Genomic DNA, 22,809 nt, shown 5'->3' with positions numbered 1-22,809 from the left:
GCCTATTGGCAGTCTTCAAGAAATTTATGCTGGTACATCTTTCACATGGAAAGGGATTGGCGAGTGACGTCGTTCAGTTCTATTCGAAGGGCGATGGCGTTTTCGATGCCGATGCGCATGGCCGGGCCAAAGCGACTGATGTCCAGCCCTTTTCGCTTCAGTAATTTTTCCACGCCAAGCGTAGTCACTGTCACAAACTGCTCGACACCCCGTTCGATTGCGAACTGGATCAGCGCTCTGATGGCCATGATGGAATCAAGCGACAAGCCTTGGGGGGATATCTCTCGTGACAGGATCGCGAAACGACTTAACTCCCATATGCGTTCGCAATTGGGCGCTTGAGCACCATGCAACAACTCGGGAAAGGTGTTCTTGAGCATATAGGGGCCAGTGGTCGGCAAGATCCGCCAGCATCCAAATAAACTCTCAGAGGCAGACTCATCATCCAGAGTCAGATAATAGGGATTTAGCGCGTCATAACCATCGATTTCCATGTCCGCGATAATCGACACATCCCAACGTTTGCGATCCTTGAAAATTTTGGCGCGGAGCCTGTGCATTTGCTCAAGACGTGCTTTATCAAGCTCAATTCGGGAACCAATTGCGATAGCCATTATTATCTCCTTTTCAAAGCTCTTATTATTTGGCTTACCTCCCTGAATGGTAACTGTCAAAAGTGTTAGCTCGGCCTATTCTGCTGAGAGTGAAGTGGCTTAACTTGGAGTCTTGCAATAACTTTTATTCATCATTTTTTAAATGCAACTATCACTTCTAATAGTGGAAATAACTAGCGGTCGCAAGCAAATGCGGACTAACTTATTATTAGGTTCCTAATACAAGCGGTGAACGAATAATGAATCTCTCAGTGCTAATCGAAGCAAGTCGTCTGCAGCACCGACCCCTGGTGATTCCTGCCAGTTGGAGCCAGGGGCGTGCCGCTTTCGGTGGTGTCGTCGCGGCACTTGCACACGAAGCCATGTGTCAGTTCGTCCCTCGAGATCGCACGCTACGATCACTATCGCTGACATTCGTAGGGCCCGTGGCCGTCAACGAGCCTCTTTTTTTTGAAACCGAAGTCCTGCGTGAAGGTAGCGCGGTGACTCAACTGCACTGCCGGGCCGTGCAGTCGGAACAGACCGTCACATCGTTTCATGCTTGTTTTGGAGCCGCCAGACCATCGACGCTGATGCTTGCGGCCGCGCAGATGCCGGCATTGCCCACCCTGGAAGAGTGCGAACCCTTGCCCTTGCTGCCAGATGTTGCCCCTCGGTACTTGCAGCATTTCGACATCCGTTGGGGGGATGGCGGGATGCCTTTCACCGGTGCCTCATCAAGGGCGACGAGCGGATGGATGCAACTGAAAGACACTTCCTGCGATGCAAGGCTGGATGAAACGCAGTTACTGACGATGCTCGATGCCTGGCCGCCAGCGGTATTCTCCCAGCACCGCGGCCTGGCGCAGGGCAGCTCGTTGACCTGGAGCGTGGAGTTCCCACAACCGCTTATCAATCTTCCGGCAAATGCCTGGTGCGCCATGCACGCCTCAACCGATTTCGCACTGGAAGGTTACAGTGCCTGTTCGGCATCGTTCTGGACACCTGATGGGCAACTGCTGGCACTCAGTCGGCAAACGGTGGCGGTGTTCGGTTAGCCCCGCTTTTATTCTTTGACCAGCTGTTTTTACATAAATCAAAGCGTCAGGGTGATGACCCATATGCGCTAACCAAACGTCAAAAGATGTAATCGAGACTGACTCTCCATGGAAGTGATCAGCAGTGACAGTAGACGCCACACAAAAACTCAATGAAGACTGGCCAAAACTCTTGGCGCTATTGCCGCAGGGATGGGAAGCCAAGGCAAAATAGCTAGGGCCGCTGAAGTTTGGTCGCCGATTCAGCGGGCCAGAGAGTTTATTGCGCACCTTATTGATGTATCTGAGCGCTGATTGCTCGATGGTCGAAACGGTAGGGCGAGCACGCGCCGGGGAATGAGTGGAGTTATCAGATGTGGGCCTTCTAAAGAGAGTCAATAAATCGGACACCTGGCTGGGTTGGATCACAGAGCCGTTGATCCAACAATCGCCGGTCGTGGCCATGCAGTGCCCGGCGCTGCAAGGGCGACGGATACTTGCTGCTGATGGCAGTGTCGTGGCGGAGCCTCGCGCGATCACATCGACATGGCGACTGTATTACACAATGGACATCCGCACGCTGCGTTGCTGCGAAGTGCAAGTGACATCGACCAAAACGGGTGAATCACTTTCACAATTTTCGGTACAGCAAGGCGATGTGTTCATCGCGGATCGTGGTTTTGCCACCCGGCGTGGGGGGCAATCATGTACTCGATGCAGGCGGCAACATACTGGTACGGATGAATCTGAGCAGTCTGCCGCTGACGAATGAGCGCATTTGGAAGATGTACCGGGCAGGGCGGACAATTCGCTGTTGGAAATCGAGATAGCTTTCGTTCGACGCAATCAGGTTGCGGCTGCCGTCGGGCGAGACTTGAAGGGCGAATGCCAGTGCATGGCGGATGTACTCATCTACCGTTATCCACCGAGGGGTCGAGGCTCCCGAGCGACCACCCTTGGTGCCGTCCTGGATGTTGATCTTGCCGTACTGTTCGGCCTCACGTTTTAGACGCGGAAGGTCGGCCAAAACGGCCTCACGAAAGCGCATACCCGTGGCTCGCGCCAGCTGCATTTGGTGTTCGCAAAGCACATCGACGATCCGCTTCACGTGTTCGCGGTCTTGGCCCTGCGGCACCGAGCAATGAACGCCGGTGCGCCGCATTCCCAGCGCCTTGCTCAGACTTGGTACTTTCACATTCTGATCACCGCGAAGCGCGGCCACGGTTCGGTTCACGCTGGACAATCGGTTTTGCGCGGTGGCGATGGCGAGCTCACCTTGTTCAACTTGCTGCCGCAGATGTCTGGCGTAATCGAGCAAAGTCTGCCGAGCATCGTTAAACCTGGGCCCATCTTCCGACCGACACCAGCGCACAAACGCCCGCCACCTATCACTGTGCGCTTTGACCGTCCCGTAATGCCCTCCGCCAAACAGATCACGTAGCGCCTGTGGCCCGGCATAACTCAGTTGCCGTCCATAGCCAAAATTGCGCCCGTCCCGTCTACCGACCAATGCCATGATCCAACTCATCTCGAAGCCAAAATCCTTGAAGCTTTCCCCACGTCATCCCGCCACGGATGTTGAGTGTTATCAGGGATCAAGGCCCCTGCGGCCTGTGAGGGTTGTCCACTAACGCGGGACTGGCGGCTCTTTACGACCGGGAGCTTGGGCATCTCATGATCTGGCCCCTGAGCACTTCCGAGGAAGTGGGCGGCTGGAGGCTGCGCTGGCTGACGAGACCAGCGCCGCGTGATCCTGAGTCGGGTGAAGGCAGCGATGCGATGACCGGGGCGTGCCTGACTGGCAGTCAGTCATCGGCATTGCTATTGCTGGTGACTTCGTTGTTTGTCACGCCGATTGTCACGAGGGGGAATGCCGCAAAGCCTTGTACGAGATGGGCTGCAGCAGCGGTAGGATCGCCCGTCTCTTTCCGGGAGAAAGAGACGGGCGCAGGTTGGTGCAAGGAAATGGCCAAGCGGATAGGTTGCTGCAGGGCAGTTACGAAGGGGGGGTGAGTTGCCGCAGTGGGCACTCTGGTAGAAGTAGGTATCCATCACATCGCTGTGAGCGTGCGAGCCGCCGGACGCTAATCGCACTTTGGGTGAACCACCACGGTGTGGCGTAGCCTTAAAGGTTCTGGCTACCTGGGTTGCTGCTCGCCGAGAGCAGGCAGTAGATCCTTGTCGAGATAGTCGCGGATCTTCTTCAGCGTCGCGCTCCTGCGGCCGGAGTCTGATTTGAATTGGTACCAGTGCTCCGCGGCTCGCCTGAAGGTGTTGAGCCCGGCCTCCTGCTGTCGCAGCTTGTCATCGCGGCGTTTGGTGCCGGGGTTGGTGCCTTGCTTGAGTGGTTGCGGCATTCTGCCGCTCGTTCACGGGCTTCCTGCAAGGAGATATTCGGATACACGCCCAGTGACATGCGCGCCGCCCGCCCCTGATACGTGTACCGGAAGTGCCAATACTTGCTGCCGTTGGGTTTCACCAGCAGGGCAAGACCCGAACTATCACTCAACGTGAACGGTCTGTCGGCAGGCTTGGACGCTTTGATTTGCAAGGCGGTCATTGGCATCGCTGTACACCTCCGGTTCTCGAACTGGAATATGTACAGAAAATGTACCAAAAAGAGGCTGGCTTGCAAGAGATGGGGATGGAACCCCAGAGACCAAAAAGCCCGCAGTTAGCGGGCTCTAGGGGTGTTGCGTAGACGCTGGTAGTCGTCTATGTACTGCAAAATGGTGCCCGAGGGAGACTGTAGTGTTCCAGTAAACTCAAGGCCTCCAGAGAGGTTTGCTATCTAGGGATACATGTAGGGATACATGATCGCGCTCGCTGGACAAGTATGAAGAGTCTGTAGCGCACTATGCAAACCCTTCGAAGGGCCTAGCGTGTGATGATTCGGGTGGGCACCGGGTTAGGTCAGGGCTTTTTAGGGGAGTCGAGATGGTGTCGTCGGGGCCGATTTGAGGGCCTTCGACAATGGCCGTAGGTTTGCTCGGTCGTTTTTAGGTGGTTCTTGAAGCCTTTCAGAAGGCGTAAAGCACCCCAAGCAATGAAGCCTCGGATCTGATTTTATTGAGCTGCTCGCTATTATCTGGCTTAGTGGCTGGGGTGTTTTTCAGTAGTTCGGTATGCATTTAACCTAAACAAGGAGCAATGGCATGGATTGGCTACCGGTTTTGAGAGAGTTGCACTTATATGGTGGTGGACGTGTTCTTAATGGGATGGATCAAAAGGCAGATCTTAGCCCCAATGCGATGAGTGGAAAATCCGCAAGCTTGAATATTAATAGCTTTGGAAGTTTTTATGGTGACATAAAACGGTTAGGGTTGCAGATCGTCGGGTGTGATTTTTTCCATACGGAAGACCAAGCGAAGAGTTTCGCCCCTCCAGAGTGGAGGTCTATCAATCCAGCAGCCACCCCACCGTGGCTTTGTACGGATCAAGGGCACAATTGGTCTTTCATAGCAAACTCCGCGTTCTTACAAAAAGATGGGCTGTTTTACGATATAGCTTCCCGTATTTCCCACCAGATAAGAGCTTGTGAGTGGAGGCTTCGACAACTATCTGAAGCATACTCTGATCAGTTAAATGGGCGTTTACTCTCGAAATCATTCAAGCCCAATGACCGCTTTCTTGATGGTTATACCTCATTGTGCTATTTGGCTCTGCAGTCATTTCTGGTAGACGCCTGCACCCTAAGAGATTATCTTTCGGAATTTTATGCTGAGGCAATAATAAGAAAGGATGACCCATCTGCGTCAAAAATTACCGCTTTAGTTGGCCTGTTAAAGGTTTGGCGATCTCAGCCTCCCCAGGATAAAGTAGGTAAAGAGCTGAGAGCTTCATCTCTGCCTGACAATTGGCTCTATGAACTTGGAGCGTATCGCGATTTAGTCGTACATGTCGCGCCTTTAGCAAATGCAGCAAAAACTCTATTGGCTTTTACGAAGACAATAGAGTTTCAGGGGGAGCTACTGCCAGCAATACAGTTGCCTATCCCCTTGAAACCCGCGCAGGTAAAGAATAGCCGTACTACCGGGCAATACTTTGATGATCCCGATTTGAATTTTGCGCGGGGTATAAACTTTATTGAAGATATGGAGTCTGCTAGAGACGCACTTGAATATGCCCATATCTCTATGCAGCAGCTCGGTGCACTTTGTAATTCAATTGCTGGCATATCCCCCTTTGTTCCCGAAGTTCCGATCATCACACCAATAGACTTGAAGATTACAAAGAGGTGAGAAGACAATCTCCATTGAGTTTCAGATAGGACAACGTTCGTGATTGGGTTCAGAGCTGGGCGTCAAGAGACGACTTAAGGTCGGGATGCGGACAGTTGCGGTTTTTCTGATCGAGCGTCTCTCGGCAGCTCTGCGCACAAGGTCGCTCTTCCTCCTTCAGGTTTGGGAAGTATTAGGGATGGTGGGAGATTCTGCCGGGGCCCCTGAGGAGTTCTAACCGATACGGGGTCGGAAACCCGCGGGGCTTCGTTAGTGGGAGGACTCAATAGTTACTGAAATTTCAGTCATTGAAATTGAAAGAAACACATCGAAAAACAGCCACCATTACCGTATCGGTAATGGTGACCTCAGGTAGGCCATTCAATAGGGCAAATGCACAGGTGAACCGGCAGTTCACCGGGTTCACCTGTTCACTAAGCTGGGAGTTCTCCCGCTAACAAGGTCCTGCGGGTTTCCGACCCCGTACCTACCGAAAATCTCTAGGGTCCCCAGCCATGTCAGCCCCGGTGGATGCATCTCCCTGTTCTTTCGACGGCACCTCACAGGCGTGTTTGCGTTTTCTGCCCCACGCTCGAAACAAAGCCAGTATTGCTTTCGCTGGCGGTGTTCTCACCGATGGGGTGTGGGGCTTGAAAAGACGTGTTACAGGTGTTGCGGGTGTGGCGAATGCTATTAACCCTTTGAATTTATTGGGATTTATTGGTGTTACACACCGTTTTTCTTTCACGTGCTTTGGGTGTTACAAGGCAAATAGGTGTTACAGCGTCGGTTGCAAATTTGGGTAAGGCGTATGCTGCAATCGGACAAGTGCAAATCTTCGGATGAATCTAGGGTCAGGGGAAGTCAATAGTATTGCTTCGATTTAATAAGGAATTACGGGGGGTTAACTGAGCTGTAGCCACTATTTCACCGTTGATTCTCGCCAGTTAAAACCAGGCACTAATCAGTTTACGGGCCTTTGAACAATCGATAATCATTGATCCATTTTTCATCAATTCCCTTTTTGTCAATTTTTAGCCAAATGATCAGAGGAGATACAGAGTGGCGGACGACACTGCAGAAATCCCGGAGGGACCTTCGCTATCCCCACCACCCTACGTCGGTATGGTTGGGAATATTGGTGAGCCACATCGCTTCATGGACGTCGAAGACTTTTCGGGAGTAGCTTTAGAATCAGTTCAGGAAGGCGGGCCAGTCAAGATCTGGACTGCACTCGCTCTGACCTCGGATGAGCCGATATTCCATAAGATCGCCGATAGCCTCCAGAGAACAATCAACCACATGGCCAACCAGGCCGGCACGGCCGTCAACATTCAACAGGCGAGCATAACCCTGTTGGTGATGCGCCCAGATAACACCGCAGAGCTTTGGTTGGATACCGCAGCAGTAGCGATGTTGATCATGGCCAAGCGCGCGCTCAACGCTGGCACTGCAATTTTTGAGCATGACATCGCTGACATCGTTGGAATGAGCTTTCCGCGTGTGGACATTGGTTCGAAAGACAAGGTGCTTTGTATCTTCAGGGAGGGTTGGAGATTCGGAATGGCATTCGACTTCAATCATGGGAAAAATCTGGACGTTAAAGCGTTCGAGCGGGTACTGGGGACTCTTGTACGAGATCTACGGTATCGGCACTTGTACGATGCTCTCGGAAATACAGCGCTTTTTGCTCGTCTGATATCCGTGGGGTGGTTCCCGTTCGTGGAGATCATTCAAGAAATTAAAGACCTGTTAGAACACTTGGAAGCAGGCTTTGATATCACGGATTTGGAGCAAAAAATTCTAAACAGCTTCGACGAACCTCGGATGCAGACGTTGCTCAATCGATGGGCTGCAAAACCGCATCTTGCAACCAGGATGGCTCTGCTTCGGGCCGCAGTTGATGCATTCAACAGAAAAGAGCCAGTTGCAGTCATCAAGATACTGCTGACCGAGGTTGAAGGTGCTCTCAACGATGCTCATCGAGCAGCGAACGGAGGTAAGGGGGCGAAACTCAAAGGGCTGTTGAAGTTCGCGATGGATTCAGCAGAAAGGAAAACCGGCGGATTACAAACACTGATGTTTTCCAAAGCCTTCGCTGACTATCTTGTCCAGCAAACTTTCGCCAACTTCGACCCTGAGTCCAACACTGGGACCGCAAGTTCAAGACATGCCGTAGGACATGGTGCGGCACCGCAAGATAGCTACACAATGACTCGAGCCCTTCAGGTAATACTTACTCTCGATCAGCTTGCCTTCTATACCTAACTTTAGGGGCTGGTCCATTCTGTTGGTTTGGGGGACTCTAAATTTCCGTTCTCGGCCAAAAGCAGACGTTCACGAGCGACTGTTTTCGGCCAACATCGGACGTTAGACTTCGTCCGCTTACGACCCTTTGGGAACGTTCCTGAGGCCTGTCCCGGATGTAACCCCCAAAATTGATTGTTGGCGCAGTGGCTTCGGCACCTCCTCGGCAGTACACTTTGCCGGCGCAACTCAGTGTTGCTGAACAAGCAATCGGGGTTTTACTAGGCGCTTCAAGCCCACCATATGGCTGCGAGAAGCCTGTACCCCTGCTTCTCGCCGAGATGGCACAGCTACAAGCGTTCGGAAGCTAATGGCCCCATCTAAGAACAAATCGAAGCCGAAAGCGACTTGCGGTGGCAGCGCGGAACGCGCGTCCGCGACGCTGCGGTCGACGAGCGGCGCCGGGTTCGAGTTCGAGGACCTGATAAGCGCTTGGCAGTTGGTGAAGGCCTTGTCAGGTGAGCAGGCACCGGGTATTGGCGGAGTGGTCATACAAGTACAAGCCCAGGTCTCGACCTTGGGATGGTGCATCGACGACCTGCTGCTGACGGCCCAGACCACCACCGCGCCGCGGCGGCTTGCGATCTCCGCGAAGGGCAATTTTCAGGTGACCTCGGCCGGCCTCCCTGCTGACTTTGTGACGCGCGCTTGGGAACAGTGGCGTGACCCGCAGGGGCTGTTCAACCGAGCAGCCGACGGGCTGGCCCTGGTCACGCTCGGCACCCATCATGCGTTCGACCCGGCGTGGCGCGAAGTGAAGAACGCGTGCAGCGGCACGGATACCTCACTCGCTATGAGCCGTATCCGCAGTAACAGAAGGCAGTCGGGCGTCTTCGACAGCGTCCAGAAGCCCGGTGGCGCGTCCGACGAGGAGACCATCGAGCTAATTCGCCGCCTGCACGTGCTTCCGACCGACTTGCAGTTCGCGCATTCTGAGAACGAGACCCAGGCGATCGCGCAATGCCGCCGCTTGCTCGCGTCTGGCTGCGACGACGAAGCGCAGACTCTTTGGAAGAGCCTCATCAACGTTGCGAAGGAGGTACGCCTTCGCAGCGGTACTATCACCGTACCGGACTTATTGTCCTTGCTCCGGGTTCAGTTCGGCCTCCGCCATCATCCGGACTTTGAGCGTGATTGGGAGACGCTCTTCAACATCACCGAGGACTACAAGGCGCGGATAGAGACGGAGTTACCGTCTGGCTACGCCATCCCGCGGACAGCGGAGAAAGCGTCGTTCCAGGCAGCTGTCGCCGACCACCCAGTCACGGTGGTCTTCGGGGATTCGGGTTCGGGCAAGTCGGCGCTGATCAAGTCTGTGTTGGACGGCGCGTACCGCTCCTGGAACCAAGTGTGGTTCGGCCCGGAAGACCTGAAGATGGCGCTTAGCGCCGCGCGTCGCGGCGCCCTCCCTCTCACGCACGAACTTTCGCTGGTGCTAAACGCCACGGTGAAGCCGCAGAACGTGTTGGTCATCGACTCTGCGGAACGGATCGAGACCAGCGAGTTCGTCGTCATCCGCCAGCTGCTTCAGGCTATCCTGGCGAGTGAAGGCGAAGAGACCGGGGATGCCTGGCGGGTCGTCATCGTTACGCAGACGCATAGCTGGGTCGAAGACGAAGAGACGATTCTTGGCGGGCGAAAAGCGCATCTTTTCGAGGTCGAAGCACTAAAGAGCAATGCGGTGAAGCTGGCGCTTCTGCCTTCGCCCACCTTGGGATGGTTGGCCGCGCATGACGACACCATTTCGGCGCTGACTAACCTGCGGACATTGGCGTGGGTCATCAAGGCGGGTGCGGCGCTGGGGGCGAACGTCGGTGGACTGGCGTCTCACACCTCCATCGCCGACCGCCTCTGGAAGTATTGGACGAAGGACCGCGCCGACTTGCAGGCGTTGATGATGCGCCTCGCCCAACGAGAAGCATCGTTCGAGCGCAGCTTCGCGCTGACCGACATGGAACCGGCGGACGCGGCGACACTCACGCGGCCGCCAGTGGAGCTTCCGCTGCGCTTGAACGAGCGGACTAACCGCATTGAGTTCGAGCACGATCTCGCGGCGGATTGGGCGCGCTTCCAGTTCCTGAAACAGATTTGGACGGATACGCCGCAGTGGGCCGCCCTGGCCGGCAATCCGCTCTGGACGAGCGCGCTCCGAATGTTGGGCCAGTTCCTGCTGCGACAGCCGGCCGAGACTGGCACGGTCTGGGACGTGGCCTTCGGGGCCGCGGAAGCCGCGAAGAACGACCTGGCAGGCGATATCCTCCTTGATGCGCTCTGCTTGGACCCCGACGCCGAACGCTTCCTGACCGAACGCGTCGACCTTCTGCTCGACAACGGCGCGAAACACTTTACCCGGCTGCTCCTGCGCTTCCACCACATCGCGACCGTGCCGACTGGCGGCGGAATGGGATTGAACGCGGCAGTTGGCTTGTACATGGAGGCACACTATCGCTCGATTATTTTTGGTCGATGGCCGCCTGTTCTCTGCTTCCTCATCGCGCAGCGGGAGCGAGTAGCCGGGCTTGTTTCGTCCGCTCTTGCGAAGGTCATCGAGACCTGGCTGACGAAAACGCCGCGCACGCTGAGCAACGGCAATCTGATGCCTTTCCGCCTGGAGATGGTGGAGATGGCGCTGACCATGGCTCGGACCGTGCAGGTCGAGAAGGGCAACGGTGTGATGTACTCGACGAGTGAGTCGTTGCTGTACACCGCACCACTGGCTGGGGCGGACGACTTGCCAACCGAGGTCGGGAACTGGGCACTCGAACTCGCGGGACGCCGAGAGGTCGACGCTGAAGTCAAACGGCGCATTGCCGAAGTTCGACTACAGAAGACGAAGGCGCACACCATACGCCTGATGACCGATGTCAAATATAAGGCGTGGCATAAAGAACGGAAGCAGATACCGCGCGCCCTTGGATCGCTCAGCGAGCGATTGCCGCCTTGGCCGCTAGGGGCTAGCAAAAAGGTCGATATGGATTTCCGGACCGCCTGCATCAAAAAGAACGGCATCCTGTCTCTTATGCGTATGCAGCCTGAGTTGGCGGCCGAAATCCTGCTTGCGCTCATCATCGAAGACCAGCCGGAGCGGGAGTACGTCTCAGGGCGTTTCGAAGTGGACCTCGGCCTCGTGTACTCCCAGGACGCTTATCCGACGGCCTTTTGGAAAAGCCCGTTCTTCCCCTTTTTGCAGCTGGCTCCGGAAACTGCGCTCACCTCGCTCATCGCGCTTGTGAACTTCTGCACGGAGCGCTGGGTCACCGAATTCATGAAGGGGCGAACCGGAAAGGCTCCCGGGGTGACGCTGCAATTTGCGGACGGTTCGGAGAAGACCTTCCCTGGCTGGTGGCAGGTATTCGGTTGGCCGCAGTCCAATCAGTCGCTGCGAAACGGAAACCTGTTCTGCGCTCTAGATGCGTTGGAGCGCTGGCTGACAGTACGGCTCGACGCGGGGGAGGATATTACCGCTGACATCGAAAGAATACTCCTGGAGGGAAATTCTGCAGCGTTCGTGAGCGTGCTCCTAAACATCGCTAAGTATCGGCCATCGCTGCTGACGGGGGGCCTCGCGGCCCTGATTACGTTCCCGAACCTGTTCGATTGGGACAATGCCCGCGTGAAGCAGGTTGCCTATAACTTCATCGGTTGGAGCTGGCTCAGGGACGGCGAAACGGTGTTTGACTTCGCCCGTGATTGGACGTTGGCACCCCACCGCCAGCAGACGTTCCTCCATGTCGTTGTCGAACTCCTATTGGTCGACGACGACATTGCACGGCGTCTTCAAGCGCTGCTGCCGACCTGGGCGCTGCCTGAAGATCCGAAGGAGGCGTTGGAGTTCAAGCTGTTATTCGCTGCACTCGACCGGGCCAACTATCAGACTGTCACCGACCCGGCTACGGGCGCGGATACTGAGAAACTCGTATACCCAGATGAACTGCGCCTCGCAGTGCAGTCGTGGCAGACCGAAAGCGCGCCAACCCTTGAGTATCTGCAAATGCCGGACCGGTGCGAGCAGCGGCTACGTGGCGGCCAGCCGCTCACCGACGATGAAGCCTCTTACCTCTTTAATCTGTTTCAGGGGTGTGAGGTCGTAGCGGAAGCCGAAGATGAGGACGCGAAATCGAAATGCCGTATCGCTGCGGCCGGCACGATTGTCGTATTGGGAGGCGCATGGCTCGCCCGGAACCCCGAAGCACAGAAGCATACGCTCGAAGTCGTACGCGCCTGTGTGGCGGCGGTCGCGTCGACAGGAGAAGATATTCGCGGTCAACGCATAGGAGGCCTCGATGACAAGCTGAAGTTCGTTGCCTATGCGATCATGCACCTTTGGCTCGCCGATGGTGATGGCGTTCCTGAGTGGGAGACAGCCGTCCTGCGCCTCCTGACGAGCGGCGACATGCGAGCAACTGCCGTGGTGGTCGGCGTTGCTTACGCCAATCGAGAGCAGCTCGGCACCGCGTGGTGGCGGCTGCTCCGCGCCGGTCTCCTCTGGTCGGGCCTCTGCTTGCTCGCTCCACATCATGGCGATGGCGCCTATACGGAGCGCGCCTGGCAAGTGTGGCTCGCGCGGCTTCGGCGCTTTCCACTCCGTGGAGCGAACGCGACTCCGGATGATCTCGACTTCAAGCGTGTTGTCGCGGGCCGAGAGCGTTTGGACTTCCAGCGCCGGACGCGGCTCTACAATGCCGGCGATCAGACTTGGCGCGGAAAGCCGGAGCGCGAACGAGGTGGTTCGCTGGACGGGCGCTTCCTCGAAGTCCTTTTTAACTGGCTTATCGAAGGCGGTGGTACTGGCGACCGCAATCTCGACACGCGCTTGGCGCTGCGCATCTGGGATTACGACACCACGCGCGCTAAGGCACGCGCGAAAAAGCATGGCGAGTACGACTTGCCGAGCCAGGACCTCGGCTACGACATCCTTCTGAAGCTCGGCGGCCTGTCGATCGCAGCGCCCGCAGGGGAAGAGCGCGCGGTTTGGGAGCCCGTTCTCGTCCACGGTCCGGCCGCACACTACGCGCTGCAGCACTTCATTCGCGGCTTGTTCCTGCGCCTCGGGAAAGGTGACGACCCGGTGGCATTTGAGCGCGTCTGGCGCGCTACCGCGGAGTACGGCCTCTCAGCCGATTGGTCTCAACCGGGCCTCTGGTTCTACGGCGAGCGCTTGACTTGCGACCTGCTTGGCTTCGGGAACGAGGATGCTCTGTCCCGGCTGCACCCTGGCGCGGCTCTGCGGATGAAGGATCTCTATAAATGCTGGGCCGCTACGCACCTAGCTCGCGACGAAGAATGCGTCACCCGTTTCTGCCACTTCCTGACGACAAAGTTCGGAGCCCCGCTTCGTCTTGACGGGCTTCGCTGGCTCGCCGCCATGCTGAAGGAACGCGAACCATCCACTCTCTGGTACCGCGAGGGTACGGGCGACGCATTGGTGGGGCTGGTGGCGGCGGCATTGAGTTCCGACGCGCAGCTCCTGTCGCAACACGCTCAGGCGCGGCTGGCGCTTATTGAGATAGCGGCTGCACTTGCAGCTATGAACATTCCAGTCGCCCTGGCTCTCCAGGAACGCATTAAGCAACTGCGATAGGCTTGGCCGGCGAGACGAAGTTCGCTCGCCGCCCCAATCTCAATGTCTGCAATTGGCCGGGAACTGCCAGCCGATTTCCATATAACGGAAGTTTTTGCGAACTTCCGCTTATCCTCATCACCGTTTTCTCAGCTTATGCTCGATTAGCCCCATTTCTGCCTTGATCGCGGTGATGGTGAGCTTCTGCGTTGCTGTGCTTTTTCCTATCTTGGTATCCACGATCTTGAGCAGTGCGGTTAGGTAGGCTTTTCTCGCTTGCAGTGTTTCGGATTGGGATGAGCTGTTTTGTGCCGCTGTGTTCATGGCGTCTATCCTTGGAGTGATTTAAACAGCCCGCGAAAGCGGGCCATTTCAGGGTAATCAGCAGTTACATCGCGAGCACGTCTTGCACACGATGTTCGCTGGCGCGGTCTGCCAAGTCACCCCACCTCCAGCTACCAAAGTTTTCGCCCTGTTCAGGAATATCGAGCTTAAACAGCGACACCGGATCCCGCTGGATCATGCGAGTCGCGGCATAGAGCCTGCCGCCTACATCGAGTAGAGCCTGGGCGGCCTCATTCCACTTTTCTTCTAACGCGTCGTGCGCGAGGTGCAGGGCTTGGTTTTCTATTTTCTTGTGTTCTTCCTGAGCCTCAGTGATGTGCTGGTCAACGATGGTGAGCTCCTGCTCCAGGGCAGTGATAATCAGCTGCTGACGACGATGTTGTTCAGTAGCAGATGAGAGGTTTTTGGCCGCCTTCTGGGCATCGGTGTTCGCAGCTTTTTCGCCTTCTACATCGCCCCAGGCCACGGCTTGTGCGTAAGCCGTGGCCGCCTCGGTCTCGGCCCGCCGTGCACTGGCAATATCCTCCTGAGCTTGCTTGCGGATCTCCTCTAGGCGAGTGTTGAGGCTGTCGCGTTTCGCGTTCAGTTCCAGCTCATCCGCTGTCCAGTTCGCCATGTCGGCTATATAACCCGCCATCAGGCTTTCTCGGTCGGCCAAAGCCTCCCGACGAGCCAATTTCATATCCAGCATATGGATCTTGAGGTTGATTGAGTCGATTCGGCGTTTTCGGTCGCTGATCTCATGCCGGACGTTACTTTCTCGGCCTTCGTTGATGACCTCGTCGCTTTGAAGTGCCGCCTCAATGTGTGGTAGCTCCTGTTGGATGCCTTCCAATTCAACTACCAGATTCACGCGGGTGTCTTTCAGTGTTTGAATACCGTTCATGTGTCTTGTCCTATGTAATTAGATTGTGGTGTCGATGAGTGGCTGGTCAGGCCGGAAGAGAGCCAGCATTGCCTCGATCAATTAACTGACCGTCAGGCCGCCTGAGCCTCACTTTCTTCCGTTCCAGGCACGGTCTTCACCACGTAACAACGCTGAGTGCCCAGGCCCGGTAAACGGACCGAGCAGGAGGCTTTGCCATCCGGCCCGGGCTCAAGGACGCCTCGGCGTATCAACTCCTTGTTCACGGCGTTGATGTTCATGCCCTTGAACACCTCCGAGCGCCATGACTCCGGCAGCACGTAGTAGGTGTTGGTGGTGTGCAATGCGTCGCCCAAGCCGTGCTCCAGCGTCTTGCGAAAACCAAGTCGGTCGATGGTGCGCGGGCCGTGCTCATCGATCTTCGCGGCGGCCGACTCCCAACGGGTGAAGCGGCTTTCACCGAAGCGCTCGATGACCTGGCGCAACCGCGCCAAGATCGCGTCCCCTTCGAGGTTCCCGGCGCCGCCGCGCTCATTCATCCAGGCACTCAGACATACGCGAGCGGCAGTGGTGGCGGTGCCGTCTGGCCAGCCGGTAATGCCCATCGCGGTGGCCAGTTCGCCGGCAGCGGCCGCCAGTCCAAAACGAGCGGCCGCACGATGCGCCTGACCACTGGCAGAGGCCGGGAGTGCTTTGGCGATGAATCCCTCCAAGGTGTGGCGCAAGATCGCCGACCAGCCATGCCGCTTGCCAGGCTCACAGAGGGCCGACAGGAAGGCGGTGAGGGGCGTGCCGTAGTATTTCGCTACTCGTGCCTTAAGCGCATCGGAGAGGGCGGCGGCGTCATCGAAACCGTTCAGTACGTCGAACATGCCGAGGCCCTTGCTGGCGTCTGCCGGCACGGCGAGCATCCGCACCTCCATGCCGGCTTTCAGTTCTTTGTTGGCTTCGGCCATGTGCTGCGCCAAGGTCTTCTCGCCGGTCGACAGAAACAGCAAACGCCACTCCTGCACCTGTCGGCCTGCTTGCCCGCGATCATTGGCGCGAGCCTTGCCGGTGCCGTTGCCGAGCATGTACACCGTTTCGCCAATGATGCGCGGGTCGCACATGCCGATTTCATCCAGCACCAGTAACCCGTCCGAATGTGCGGCAGCGATAGATTCCAAGGCGTTATCCGTGGAGCGCCAGGAACGCACTAGGCGGGGCCCGCCGTAGATCGAGGCGGCCACTTGCAAGTGGGTGGTCTTGCCGCCCGAGCTGTCGCCGTAGAGATGAAAGCCGCCCGATTCATGGCCAAGCATGTGCAGCAGCGGACCGGCAAACGCTACGCTTGCCACAAATGCCAAGCGGTGGTTACCAATGCACAAGGCACCGACTTGTTCTTGCCACTGCTCCAGAGTGCCGGATTCGCTGATGGGTGGCAGCTGAGCGCCGGCCTCATAAAAGTGCAGGTGTTCAACGTGCGAGCCGACCTGTTGTTCGGGCAGCAGGAAGGCGCTGTCGTGCCAACCCAAACGGGTGACGAGTCGAGCGCGCTGGGCGCTGTCGAAGCCACCGAGGTAACTCTGCAGGTCGTTGCGGGCATTGCGACCGGAGCGACTGCCGGCCAAGCGCAGGCCCATGTCCACTAATGGTCCGAGCACGTCTTTGCCGAAGTCACCGGTCATGGTCCGCGCCGGAATGTTCCAGCGCTTTTTCGCCCCGTCAGGATCGTCGAACTCGACCAGCAAGCCCCAGTTATGGCCCTGTGCATCCCGGGTGCGCGCCAGGATCTCCAGCGGCGAGCACACCGGGCGAGCCTCGCCATCGTCACCGGAATAAAACACACCTTCTGCCGTCAGGCGAAAGCCTCCGGGCAGCAGATCGTTTTTAGGTTTTGCGGCGCGCTTGGTCGCCGGCTTGGTCTTGGCTTCGGGCGGTTCGGCCGATGCTTTCTCCGGCTCAACACCGAACAGTTCACCGCTGCGTTCCAGCTCAGCGAAATGTGCCGTCGTCCATCCTTTGGTTTGTGCATCCGCCGCGTCGTCGCCGTCGTCCCATTGACCACCCTTGGCAAAAGTTGGTTGGTCATTCTTGAGCGTGGGTTTACGTTCAAAGACGTCCAAGGCGATCACGCGTACCGATGCGACGCCAATTTTTTGCAGATGTTCGGCGACGGCCTCCATGCAGCTTTTGCCACTGGCGTCGTTGTCGGGCCACAACACCACGGGCCGACCTTTGAGCAGTGTCAGGTCAGCTTTGTGCCAAGAGTTCGAGCCGTTCGGCCAGCACGTGGCCACGTAGCTGGGCAGCAACTCCGATGCGGCGTCGGCGGCCTTTTCGCCTTCGCACAGAATGACCGGGGCCTCTGCTCGTTGCGCCAGTTCATCCTGGCGCAGCAGTGGACGCGGCTCAGGCAGCCCTTGCCAACGCCATTGCTGCGTTTGACCGTTTGCACGTTGGCACCAGGTTAAGGGGGCAAACACCTTGCGCGGTTTGCCGTCTTCATCCGGGCCCAAGTCGAAGCGATAGAGCGCCATGACTGGCCGGCCCTCGGCGTCGCGGTAAATCCAGACTTTGGACGGTACGCCGTGTTGCCGGTGTTTGGCCGGACATTTATTCATGGCCTCGGCCGGGATCGGCTGAATGGCGAGCCATTCCGGTGTTTTGCTTTTGCTGGGGCTGGGTTTCGATTGAGCCGACCCAGCGGTAACGCGCAGCAGATCCGCCAGCTTGTTGCAGGCTTCGACGTCGGTGCCGCCGTCGAGATAGCGCACCAGATCGATCAGGTCGCCACCTTTGTCACCGGTGGCAAAATCCGCCCAGGTACCTTTGCTCAAGTTGACCTTGAGGGAGCCGGCGCGTTTGTCGGCGCGGGTTGGATTTGCGGCAGTGTATTCCTTCCCCCCATCGACGCGTTTGCCCTTTGGCAACCAACGGGCAAGCACCTGGTCGATCTCTTTCAGAGAGGCCGCTTTCACGTCGGCGAAGCTGGGCCGTTTCGTCTTATTGGTCATGGCCAGCCTCCGACTTCAGGAGGGCGGTGGTCACATCGTCAATTACCGCCTTACTCATTTCACTGAGGTAGTGAGCAGCCATCGCGCAGTCTTCTGCGCCGTCTCCGTGGGTGGCCAGGAGCGACATGCGAGTCGCGCAGCTCAGCAGATTTGAGGCGTGTTCAAGCGCGTCGGTCAGGGGCACATTGGCGCTGAGACGGAACAGCATTTGAGTCGTGTCACCACACTGAGCGAACGTGGTCGCGCCTTGGGTGGTGACGTTAGTTTGAGGGGTCATTGCGCACCCCCAGTTTTAGCCCGAGGGGCCGAAGTCGCATCACCGTGCAGGGTCAAGGTTTTGATCAGACCCAGGGTGCCGCGCACGTCCCAAATAACGGCCGCCAGTACGTGATTGGCCAAACGCGGTCTGTCGCTTTCGCTTTCGAAGTGATCTTCAAGCAACGTCAGCACCGAGTCGGCGCGGGCAATAGCGCAGGTGATCGCGTCGATAGGAATGCCGGCTTCAATATTGTCGCTGACGTCGAGCAGATCTTCGGGTAGGGAGAAGCTCAGGGCTTGGCTCATTGGGCACCGCCAGCAGCTTCGAGAGCGCGGGCTTTGGCCATATGGGCGTTGTATCGGGTGAGGCGTGTTGCAAGGCTGGAGTTGGCGTGTAAAGCGGCGAGAGCCATTGCACGATGTGCCGCGGCGCGATTTTTGGACGGATTTAAGGCGTGCATGTGGCGAAGCTCCTTTTGCTGGGGAGCTGCCACCGTTCGCGACCAAGCGAATTGGGGTGGCAGCTGTACGCGGGTTGGTCGACCGGGGCAAAAGGAACCCAGCAGGCCCTAAGGCCTCCCACGCACAGCCGCCATAAAACGGAAATGCGGACGCAAAAAAAGCGCCTGCAATCTGTATAGGGGCGCTGTTGCGCCTTTTGCTTGTCGGGCGACCAAGCCCGGTCGCTGAATTTGCAGCGACAGGCCGAGAGTAACGTCCTGTTTTCAAAAGTGCAACCGTACAGAAACCTTGCGCATTTTTTTGGTGCGACATAAATTGTTCGAGCATATAGATTTACCTCAACGCCTCCGGATCGCTCCCGGGGGCGTTTTCATTTCAAGCATCACGCTCGTGGCGCAAGGTGAGTACGGGGGAATAGCCATCGCGAATCATCTGGCGAGCATCGTGATAAGCATCTGTTGCCTGGGCTTTATCCAGGACGACAACACCCAACTTGTCCGCATGCATGATCAGCAGGCACCAAACTCCATCCGGCCAGCTCAATACGCCTAGAGTCCTTCCGCTTTGCTCGTGTTTTCTGCGCAATCGCTCGAAACGTTGGATACGTGTTTTGGAGAATCCAACTTCGTGCAATGTCTGAAATGACCTGAGTTTTGAGAGCGAAGGAGGTGGTCTTCTCATGCTGCCACCTTGTTTCTTGCCGAAATGCGGGCCCGAACCCAACTTTGGACTTCATCAAGAACCCATGCGACAGGCGCTCCGCGAGCTTTACTGCCGCTTAGTTTTACTGGAAGTGGGAATTCGCTATCCGCTTGCCGCATCAGTTTGTAAATCGTTGGACGTGCTAGTCCAACGATGGCGATTAATTCCGGCATTCGAATCAAAATTGCTGAAGGGTCAGCGGCAGGGTGACTGGCTCGCCTGGCGTTTATATCGGTCGCTTGCGGCGAGTGAGTTTCGAAAGAATTTGCTGATTTGAAGGTCTGGTGTGTCATGGAAAACCCCTGGGTATGGATACAGGGGTATCTATCTATACATTTATCTAGACGAAGAAAACTACTTTATCTCTAGATCGGTGAATGTGTAGTCAATACAGGTGCAACACAGGGTGAACGCAGCAGTACAGTAATTGCGTCTGCTCAGTTTTTGACTGTGATGGAGATGGCGTTCAGGGTGGTGAATTATTCATCGAGAGAGAGTTTGGACACTCACTCATCGGCGATCCCACGCCCTAGATTTTATCGCTCAACCAGCGACGTATGTCAGTTAAGCATTCGCAAACGAGGTCTGGCCCGCAGAGGTGAGGGCGCTCATCGAGCAAGGCGGTTGCGATGTGAGATTCGTACGGCTGTTACACGTAATAGCCGAGTTACACTTCGTGTACGTTGACTCATGATCAGGTGTTACGGTTAAAACATTCAATAATATCAATAGCTTGTATTTAATTGTTACACCTGTAACACGCGTTACACTGATTTTTTAGGGGGGGCTATCATGGTTGTCAGAGTGCCTTTCCGAACTTCCTTTGCCCCACATTTCCAGCGGCTAGCGCATCAAGGTGATCTGCATACCACTGCATCATTTTAATGCGTTGCTCAAGGTATTGAGCTTTGTTGTATATCCCCGAAATACCTTCCTCTTTGTGAGCAAGTTGCGCTTCAACATGTTCTTTCGGCCAGCCATGTTCTCGAAGCAGCGTACTCGCAGTGTGCCGAGTACCGTGTCCAACTAAGCGGCCTTTATAGCCAATAGTAGCGAAGACCTTATTGATCGTATTTTCGCTGATGGTTGGATTTTTGGCTCCGACACCAGGGCAGAGCCAGCGACTCCGCCCGGTTAAGCAATGCAGTTCTTTCAGCGCTGCAACTGCTTGGTGGGGAAGTGGGCAGACAAAATCTCGACGCATCTTCATCTTGGCGGCAGGCGTGGTCCAAATGGCTTTCTCAAGGTCAAACTCCTTCCATTCAGCCAAACGGACCATGCCGGGTCGCGATGCCGTCCATACACAAAGCCAAGCAGCAGTGCGAGCAGTCAATCTGGCCGGTGTGTTTTTGAGTGCCTGGAGAAACTCCCCCAGTTCAGGCTCCAACAAATGTGGATGCTGCTGAGTCTTAGGTGCTTTGGCCGCAATATCCCGAAGGCGGCTGCCCGGATCGTTTTCAGTCAGGCCTAAGCCGATGGCTCGCCCGAAGATCTGATTTATCCAGGTGCGACATTTTTCAGCCACGTTGTGTGCATCCCGGGCCTCAATGGATGCCTGAAGCTCTGCACAATCAGTGCGCGTGACTTCGTCTAGAGGCTTGTCTCCCAGTGCCGGGAGTATGTCCTTGTCGAGGTAGGTGCGGATTTTGTTGAGGGTGGAGGACGCAAGACCCTTTTCCTCTTTCGCCTTTAGCCAGGCATCAGCAGCAGCTCGAAAGGTTCGGGTTTTGGCCGCGTCAATAGCAGCTTTCGCGGATCGCTTTTGTTCAAGGGGGTCGGCACCGCTACTCACTACTTTGCGTAGATTGGTAGCTTTGTCCCGTGCCAATGCACCGCTTACTTCCGGGTATCCCCCGAGCCCCATCCAGGCCCAATTACCCGCCGGACGTTTGTAGCGGAGCTGCCAGGATTTACCACCATCAGGTTTGACCCTGAAGTAGAGACCGTTTCCGTCCAGCTCCCGGTATTCCTTTGATTCCGGCTCCAGCCCCGCAAGTGTCGTGTCAGCGAGAGGGCGGCGCTTGATATCTGCGCGCTTCATCCTTGTATCCCAAAGTTCGGTATTTTTCTCAGGATACAAGCAGGGATACAGGGATACAACGTATAGGGAGAGACAGGGGTAGATAGATAGGCACAAAAAAACCGGCCAAGTGGCCGGTTTCTCTGGGTCTGAAAGCCTGGTAGAGACTTTCAGATACTGCTATATGGTGCCCCGAGGGAGACTCGAACTCCCACTCCTTTCGAAAACGGATTTTGAATCCGCCGCGTCTACCAATTCCGCCATCAGGGCTCAATGGCGGCGAAGTATAGAGATGAGATTACCGTCGGTCAATCAGGTACATAGAGAATTTTCACTATTTCGGCTAGACTTCCGGCCCCTGCTAGACGAACCCCATCATGCGCGTTGCTGACTTTACTTTCGAACTCCCTGATTCGCTGATTGCTCGCCACCCTTTGGCCGAGCGTCGCAACAGTCGCCTGTTGACCCTGGATGGGGTCAGCGGCGCCCTGGCGCACCGTCAATTCACTGATTTGCTCGAGCATTTGCGCCCGGGTGATTTGATGGTGTTCAACAATACCCGGGTGATTCCGGCGCGGCTGTTTGGCCAGAAGGCTTCCGGCGGCAAGCTGGAAATCCTGGTGGAGCGGGTGCTCGACAGTCATCGCGTGCTGGCCCATGTGCGTTCCAGCAAGTCACCCAAGCCCGGTTCGAAGATCTTGATCGACGGCGGCGGCGAGGCAGAAATGCTGGCGCGGCACGACACGTTGTTCGAGCTGGGCTTCACCGAAGAGGTGTTGCCGCTGCTCGATCGTGTTGGGCACATGCCGTTGCCTCCTTATATCGATCGCCCGGATGAAGGTTCGGACCGCGAGCGTTATCAGACCGTGTACGCCGAACGCCTGGGTGCGGTGGCGGCGCCGACGGCGGGGCTGCATTTCGATCAGCCGCTGATGGAGGCGATTGCCGCCAAGGGCGTCGAGACCGCGTTCGTGACCTTGCACGTCGGTGCGGGCACGTTCCAGCCGGTACGGGTCGAGAAGATTGAAGATCACCACATGCACAGCGAATGGCTGGAAGTCGGCCAGGACGTGGTGGATGCGGTGGCCGCTTGCCGCGCGCGCGGCGGTCGGGTGGTGGCGGTGGGGACCACCAGCGTGCGTTCCCTGGAAAGCGCCGCCCGCGATGGCGTGCTCAAGCCGTTCAGTGGCGACACGGACATCTTTATCTACCCGGGCCGGCCGTTTCATGTGGTCGATGCCCTGGTCACCAACTTCCATTTGCCCGAATCCACGCTGTTGATGCTGGTTTCGGCGTTCGCCGGTTATCCCGAAGCCATGGCTGCCTACAAAGCAGCGGTGGAGCATGGTTACCGCTTTTTCAGCTACGGTGATGCGATGTTTATCACCCGTAATCCTGCGCCGACTGCCCCTAAAGAATCGGGCCCTGAGGAAACTGTATGAGT

At 56.6% G+C, this 22,809-nt stretch carries 15 protein-coding genes, 1 tRNA gene and 2 pseudogenes; 5 read left to right on the top strand and 13 right to left on the bottom strand.

From position 1 onward, the window contains the following. Positions 1 to 41: 41 nt before the first annotated feature. Positions 42 to 614 carry an acyl-homoserine-lactone synthase gene (locus ACWIKB_RS17130; RefSeq protein ID WP_475268323.1) on the bottom strand — a complete coding sequence of 191 codons (573 nt, stop codon included), beginning with the start codon at positions 612 to 614 and terminating at the stop codon, positions 42 to 44. A gap of 239 nt (positions 615 to 853) precedes the next feature. Here ACWIKB_RS17130 and ACWIKB_RS17125 point away from each other — a divergent pair, with 239 nt between their 5' ends. Beyond that, on the top strand, positions 854 to 1,651 hold the full coding sequence (locus tag ACWIKB_RS17125) for an acyl-CoA thioesterase (protein ID WP_475268321.1): 798 nt from the start codon (positions 854 to 856) through the stop codon (positions 1,649 to 1,651). Between the two features lie 763 nt (positions 1,652 to 2,414). Here ACWIKB_RS17125 and ACWIKB_RS17120 read toward each other — a convergent pair. From ACWIKB_RS17120 to ACWIKB_RS17110, 3 genes and pseudogenes are all read right to left on the bottom strand, one after another. Next, positions 2,415 to 3,146 (bottom strand): annotated as a pseudogene (locus ACWIKB_RS17120) (integrase domain-containing protein); the annotation flags it as partial. A gap of 622 nt (positions 3,147 to 3,768) precedes the next feature. Further along, positions 3,769 to 3,987, bottom strand: a complete 219-nt coding sequence (locus ACWIKB_RS17115) for a hypothetical protein (protein WP_475268641.1) — start codon at positions 3,985 to 3,987, stop codon at positions 3,769 to 3,771. Between the two features lie 47 nt (positions 3,988 to 4,034). Continuing rightward, a pseudogene (locus tag ACWIKB_RS17110) lies at positions 4,035 to 4,190 on the bottom strand (Arm DNA-binding domain-containing protein); the annotation flags it as partial. A 595-nt stretch (positions 4,191 to 4,785) separates the two neighbouring features. Between ACWIKB_RS17110 and ACWIKB_RS17105 the strand changes: the two are divergent. The 3 genes from ACWIKB_RS17105 to ACWIKB_RS17095 all read left to right on the top strand — a co-directional run bounded on the left by ACWIKB_RS17105 (position 4,786) and on the right by ACWIKB_RS17095 (position 13,738). Continuing rightward, positions 4,786 to 5,871: a hypothetical protein gene (locus ACWIKB_RS17105; RefSeq protein ID WP_475268319.1), complete on the top strand. Its 1,086-nt coding sequence runs from the start codon at positions 4,786 to 4,788 to the stop codon at positions 5,869 to 5,871. A gap of 1,041 nt (positions 5,872 to 6,912) precedes the next feature. Further along, a complete protein-coding gene (locus ACWIKB_RS17100; RefSeq protein ID WP_475268317.1) occupies positions 6,913 to 8,118 on the top strand; it encodes a hypothetical protein in 1,206 nt (401 codons plus the stop codon). Positions 8,119 to 8,467: 349 nt separating this feature from the next. Continuing rightward, positions 8,468 to 13,738 carry a hypothetical protein gene (locus ACWIKB_RS17095; RefSeq protein ID WP_475268315.1) on the top strand — a complete coding sequence of 1,757 codons (5,271 nt, stop codon included), beginning with the start codon at positions 8,468 to 8,470 and terminating at the stop codon, positions 13,736 to 13,738. Between the two features lie 117 nt (positions 13,739 to 13,855). On the opposite strand, the gene ACWIKB_RS17090 is transcribed toward ACWIKB_RS17095, so the two are convergent. From ACWIKB_RS17090 to ACWIKB_RS17050, 9 genes are all read right to left on the bottom strand, one after another. Beyond that, entirely contained in the window at positions 13,856 to 14,041 is a 186-nt protein-coding gene (locus ACWIKB_RS17090; protein ID WP_475268313.1) for a hypothetical protein, read from the bottom strand. Positions 14,042 to 14,105: 64 nt separating this feature from the next. Continuing rightward, complete coding sequence (locus ACWIKB_RS17085; RefSeq protein WP_475268311.1) at positions 14,106 to 14,948, bottom strand: chromosome segregation protein SMC; 843 nt, start codon at positions 14,946 to 14,948, stop codon at positions 14,106 to 14,108. A gap of 92 nt (positions 14,949 to 15,040) precedes the next feature. Next, positions 15,041 to 17,923: a DUF927 domain-containing protein gene (locus ACWIKB_RS17080; protein ID WP_475268309.1), complete on the bottom strand. Its 2,883-nt coding sequence runs from the start codon at positions 17,921 to 17,923 to the stop codon at positions 15,041 to 15,043. Further along, entirely contained in the window at positions 17,913 to 18,200 is a 288-nt protein-coding gene (locus ACWIKB_RS17075) for a DUF3077 domain-containing protein (protein ID WP_475268307.1), read from the bottom strand. Before ACWIKB_RS17075 ends, ACWIKB_RS17080 begins: the two co-directional genes overlap by 11 nt. Beyond that, positions 18,197 to 18,487, bottom strand: a complete 291-nt coding sequence (locus ACWIKB_RS17070) for a hypothetical protein (protein ID WP_475268305.1) — start codon at positions 18,485 to 18,487, stop codon at positions 18,197 to 18,199. The genes ACWIKB_RS17075 and ACWIKB_RS17070 overlap by 4 nt, the downstream gene beginning before the upstream one ends. Positions 18,488 to 19,018: 531 nt before the next feature. Continuing rightward, positions 19,019 to 19,324, bottom strand: coding sequence for a hypothetical protein (locus ACWIKB_RS17065; protein ID WP_123368306.1), 306 nt, complete (start codon positions 19,322 to 19,324; stop codon positions 19,019 to 19,021). Continuing rightward, positions 19,321 to 19,638 (bottom strand): helix-turn-helix transcriptional regulator, encoded by a 318-nt coding sequence (locus ACWIKB_RS17060; protein ID WP_223450880.1) that lies wholly within the window; start codon positions 19,636 to 19,638, stop codon positions 19,321 to 19,323. Before ACWIKB_RS17060 ends, ACWIKB_RS17065 begins: the two co-directional genes overlap by 4 nt. Before the next feature lie 506 nt (positions 19,639 to 20,144). Next, positions 20,145 to 21,386, bottom strand: a complete 1,242-nt coding sequence (locus tag ACWIKB_RS17055; protein ID WP_475268302.1) for a tyrosine-type recombinase/integrase — start codon at positions 21,384 to 21,386, stop codon at positions 20,145 to 20,147. A 164-nt stretch (positions 21,387 to 21,550) separates the two neighbouring features. Beyond that, positions 21,551 to 21,635 (bottom strand) — tRNA-Leu (locus ACWIKB_RS17050). Positions 21,636 to 21,742: 107 nt separating this feature from the next. On the opposite strand from ACWIKB_RS17050, the gene queA reads away from it, so the two are divergent. Next, complete coding sequence (gene queA, locus ACWIKB_RS17045; protein ID WP_462036318.1) at positions 21,743 to 22,807, top strand: tRNA preQ1(34) S-adenosylmethionine ribosyltransferase-isomerase QueA; 1,065 nt, start codon at positions 21,743 to 21,745, stop codon at positions 22,805 to 22,807. The last annotated feature ends 2 nt before the right edge of the window (positions 22,808 to 22,809 follow it).

This window comes from Pseudomonas sp. 5Vm1k (assembly GCF_056161485.1).
This window is presented reverse-complemented; position numbering and strand designations above follow the sequence as displayed.

Excerpts from the sequence above, each read along its gene's own strand:
- ACWIKB_RS17125 (WP_475268321.1), top strand. The coding sequence starts at position 854 with ATGAATCTCTCAGTGCTAATCGAAGCAAGTCGTCTGCAGCACCGACCC.
- ACWIKB_RS17070 (WP_475268305.1), bottom strand. The coding sequence starts at position 18,487 with ATGAGCCAAGCCCTGAGCTTCTCCCTACCCGAAGATCTGCTCGACGTC.
- ACWIKB_RS17130 (WP_475268323.1), bottom strand. The coding sequence starts at position 614 with ATGGCTATCGCAATTGGTTCCCGAATTGAGCTTGATAAAGCACGTCTT.
- queA (WP_462036318.1), top strand. The coding sequence starts at position 21,743 with ATGCGCGTTGCTGACTTTACTTTCGAACTCCCTGATTCGCTGATTGCT.
- ACWIKB_RS17075 (WP_475268307.1), bottom strand. The coding sequence starts at position 18,200 with ATGACCCCTCAAACTAACGTCACCACCCAAGGCGCGACCACGTTCGCT.
- ACWIKB_RS17080 (WP_475268309.1), bottom strand. The coding sequence starts at position 17,923 with ATGACCAATAAGACGAAACGGCCCAGCTTCGCCGACGTGAAAGCGGCC.
- ACWIKB_RS17095 (WP_475268315.1), top strand. The coding sequence starts at position 8,468 with ATGGCCCCATCTAAGAACAAATCGAAGCCGAAAGCGACTTGCGGTGGC.
- ACWIKB_RS17085 (WP_475268311.1), bottom strand. The coding sequence starts at position 14,948 with ATGAACGGTATTCAAACACTGAAAGACACCCGCGTGAATCTGGTAGTT.
- ACWIKB_RS17060 (WP_223450880.1), bottom strand. The coding sequence starts at position 19,638 with ATGACACACCAGACCTTCAAATCAGCAAATTCTTTCGAAACTCACTCG.
- ACWIKB_RS17065 (WP_123368306.1), bottom strand. The coding sequence starts at position 19,324 with ATGAGAAGACCACCTCCTTCGCTCTCAAAACTCAGGTCATTTCAGACA.
- ACWIKB_RS17115 (WP_475268641.1), bottom strand. The coding sequence starts at position 3,987 with ATGCCGCAACCACTCAAGCAAGGCACCAACCCCGGCACCAAACGCCGC.
- ACWIKB_RS17090 (WP_475268313.1), bottom strand. The coding sequence starts at position 14,041 with ATGAACACAGCGGCACAAAACAGCTCATCCCAATCCGAAACACTGCAA.
- ACWIKB_RS17055 (WP_475268302.1), bottom strand. The coding sequence starts at position 21,386 with ATGAAGCGCGCAGATATCAAGCGCCGCCCTCTCGCTGACACGACACTT.
- ACWIKB_RS17105 (WP_475268319.1), top strand. The coding sequence starts at position 4,786 with ATGGATTGGCTACCGGTTTTGAGAGAGTTGCACTTATATGGTGGTGGA.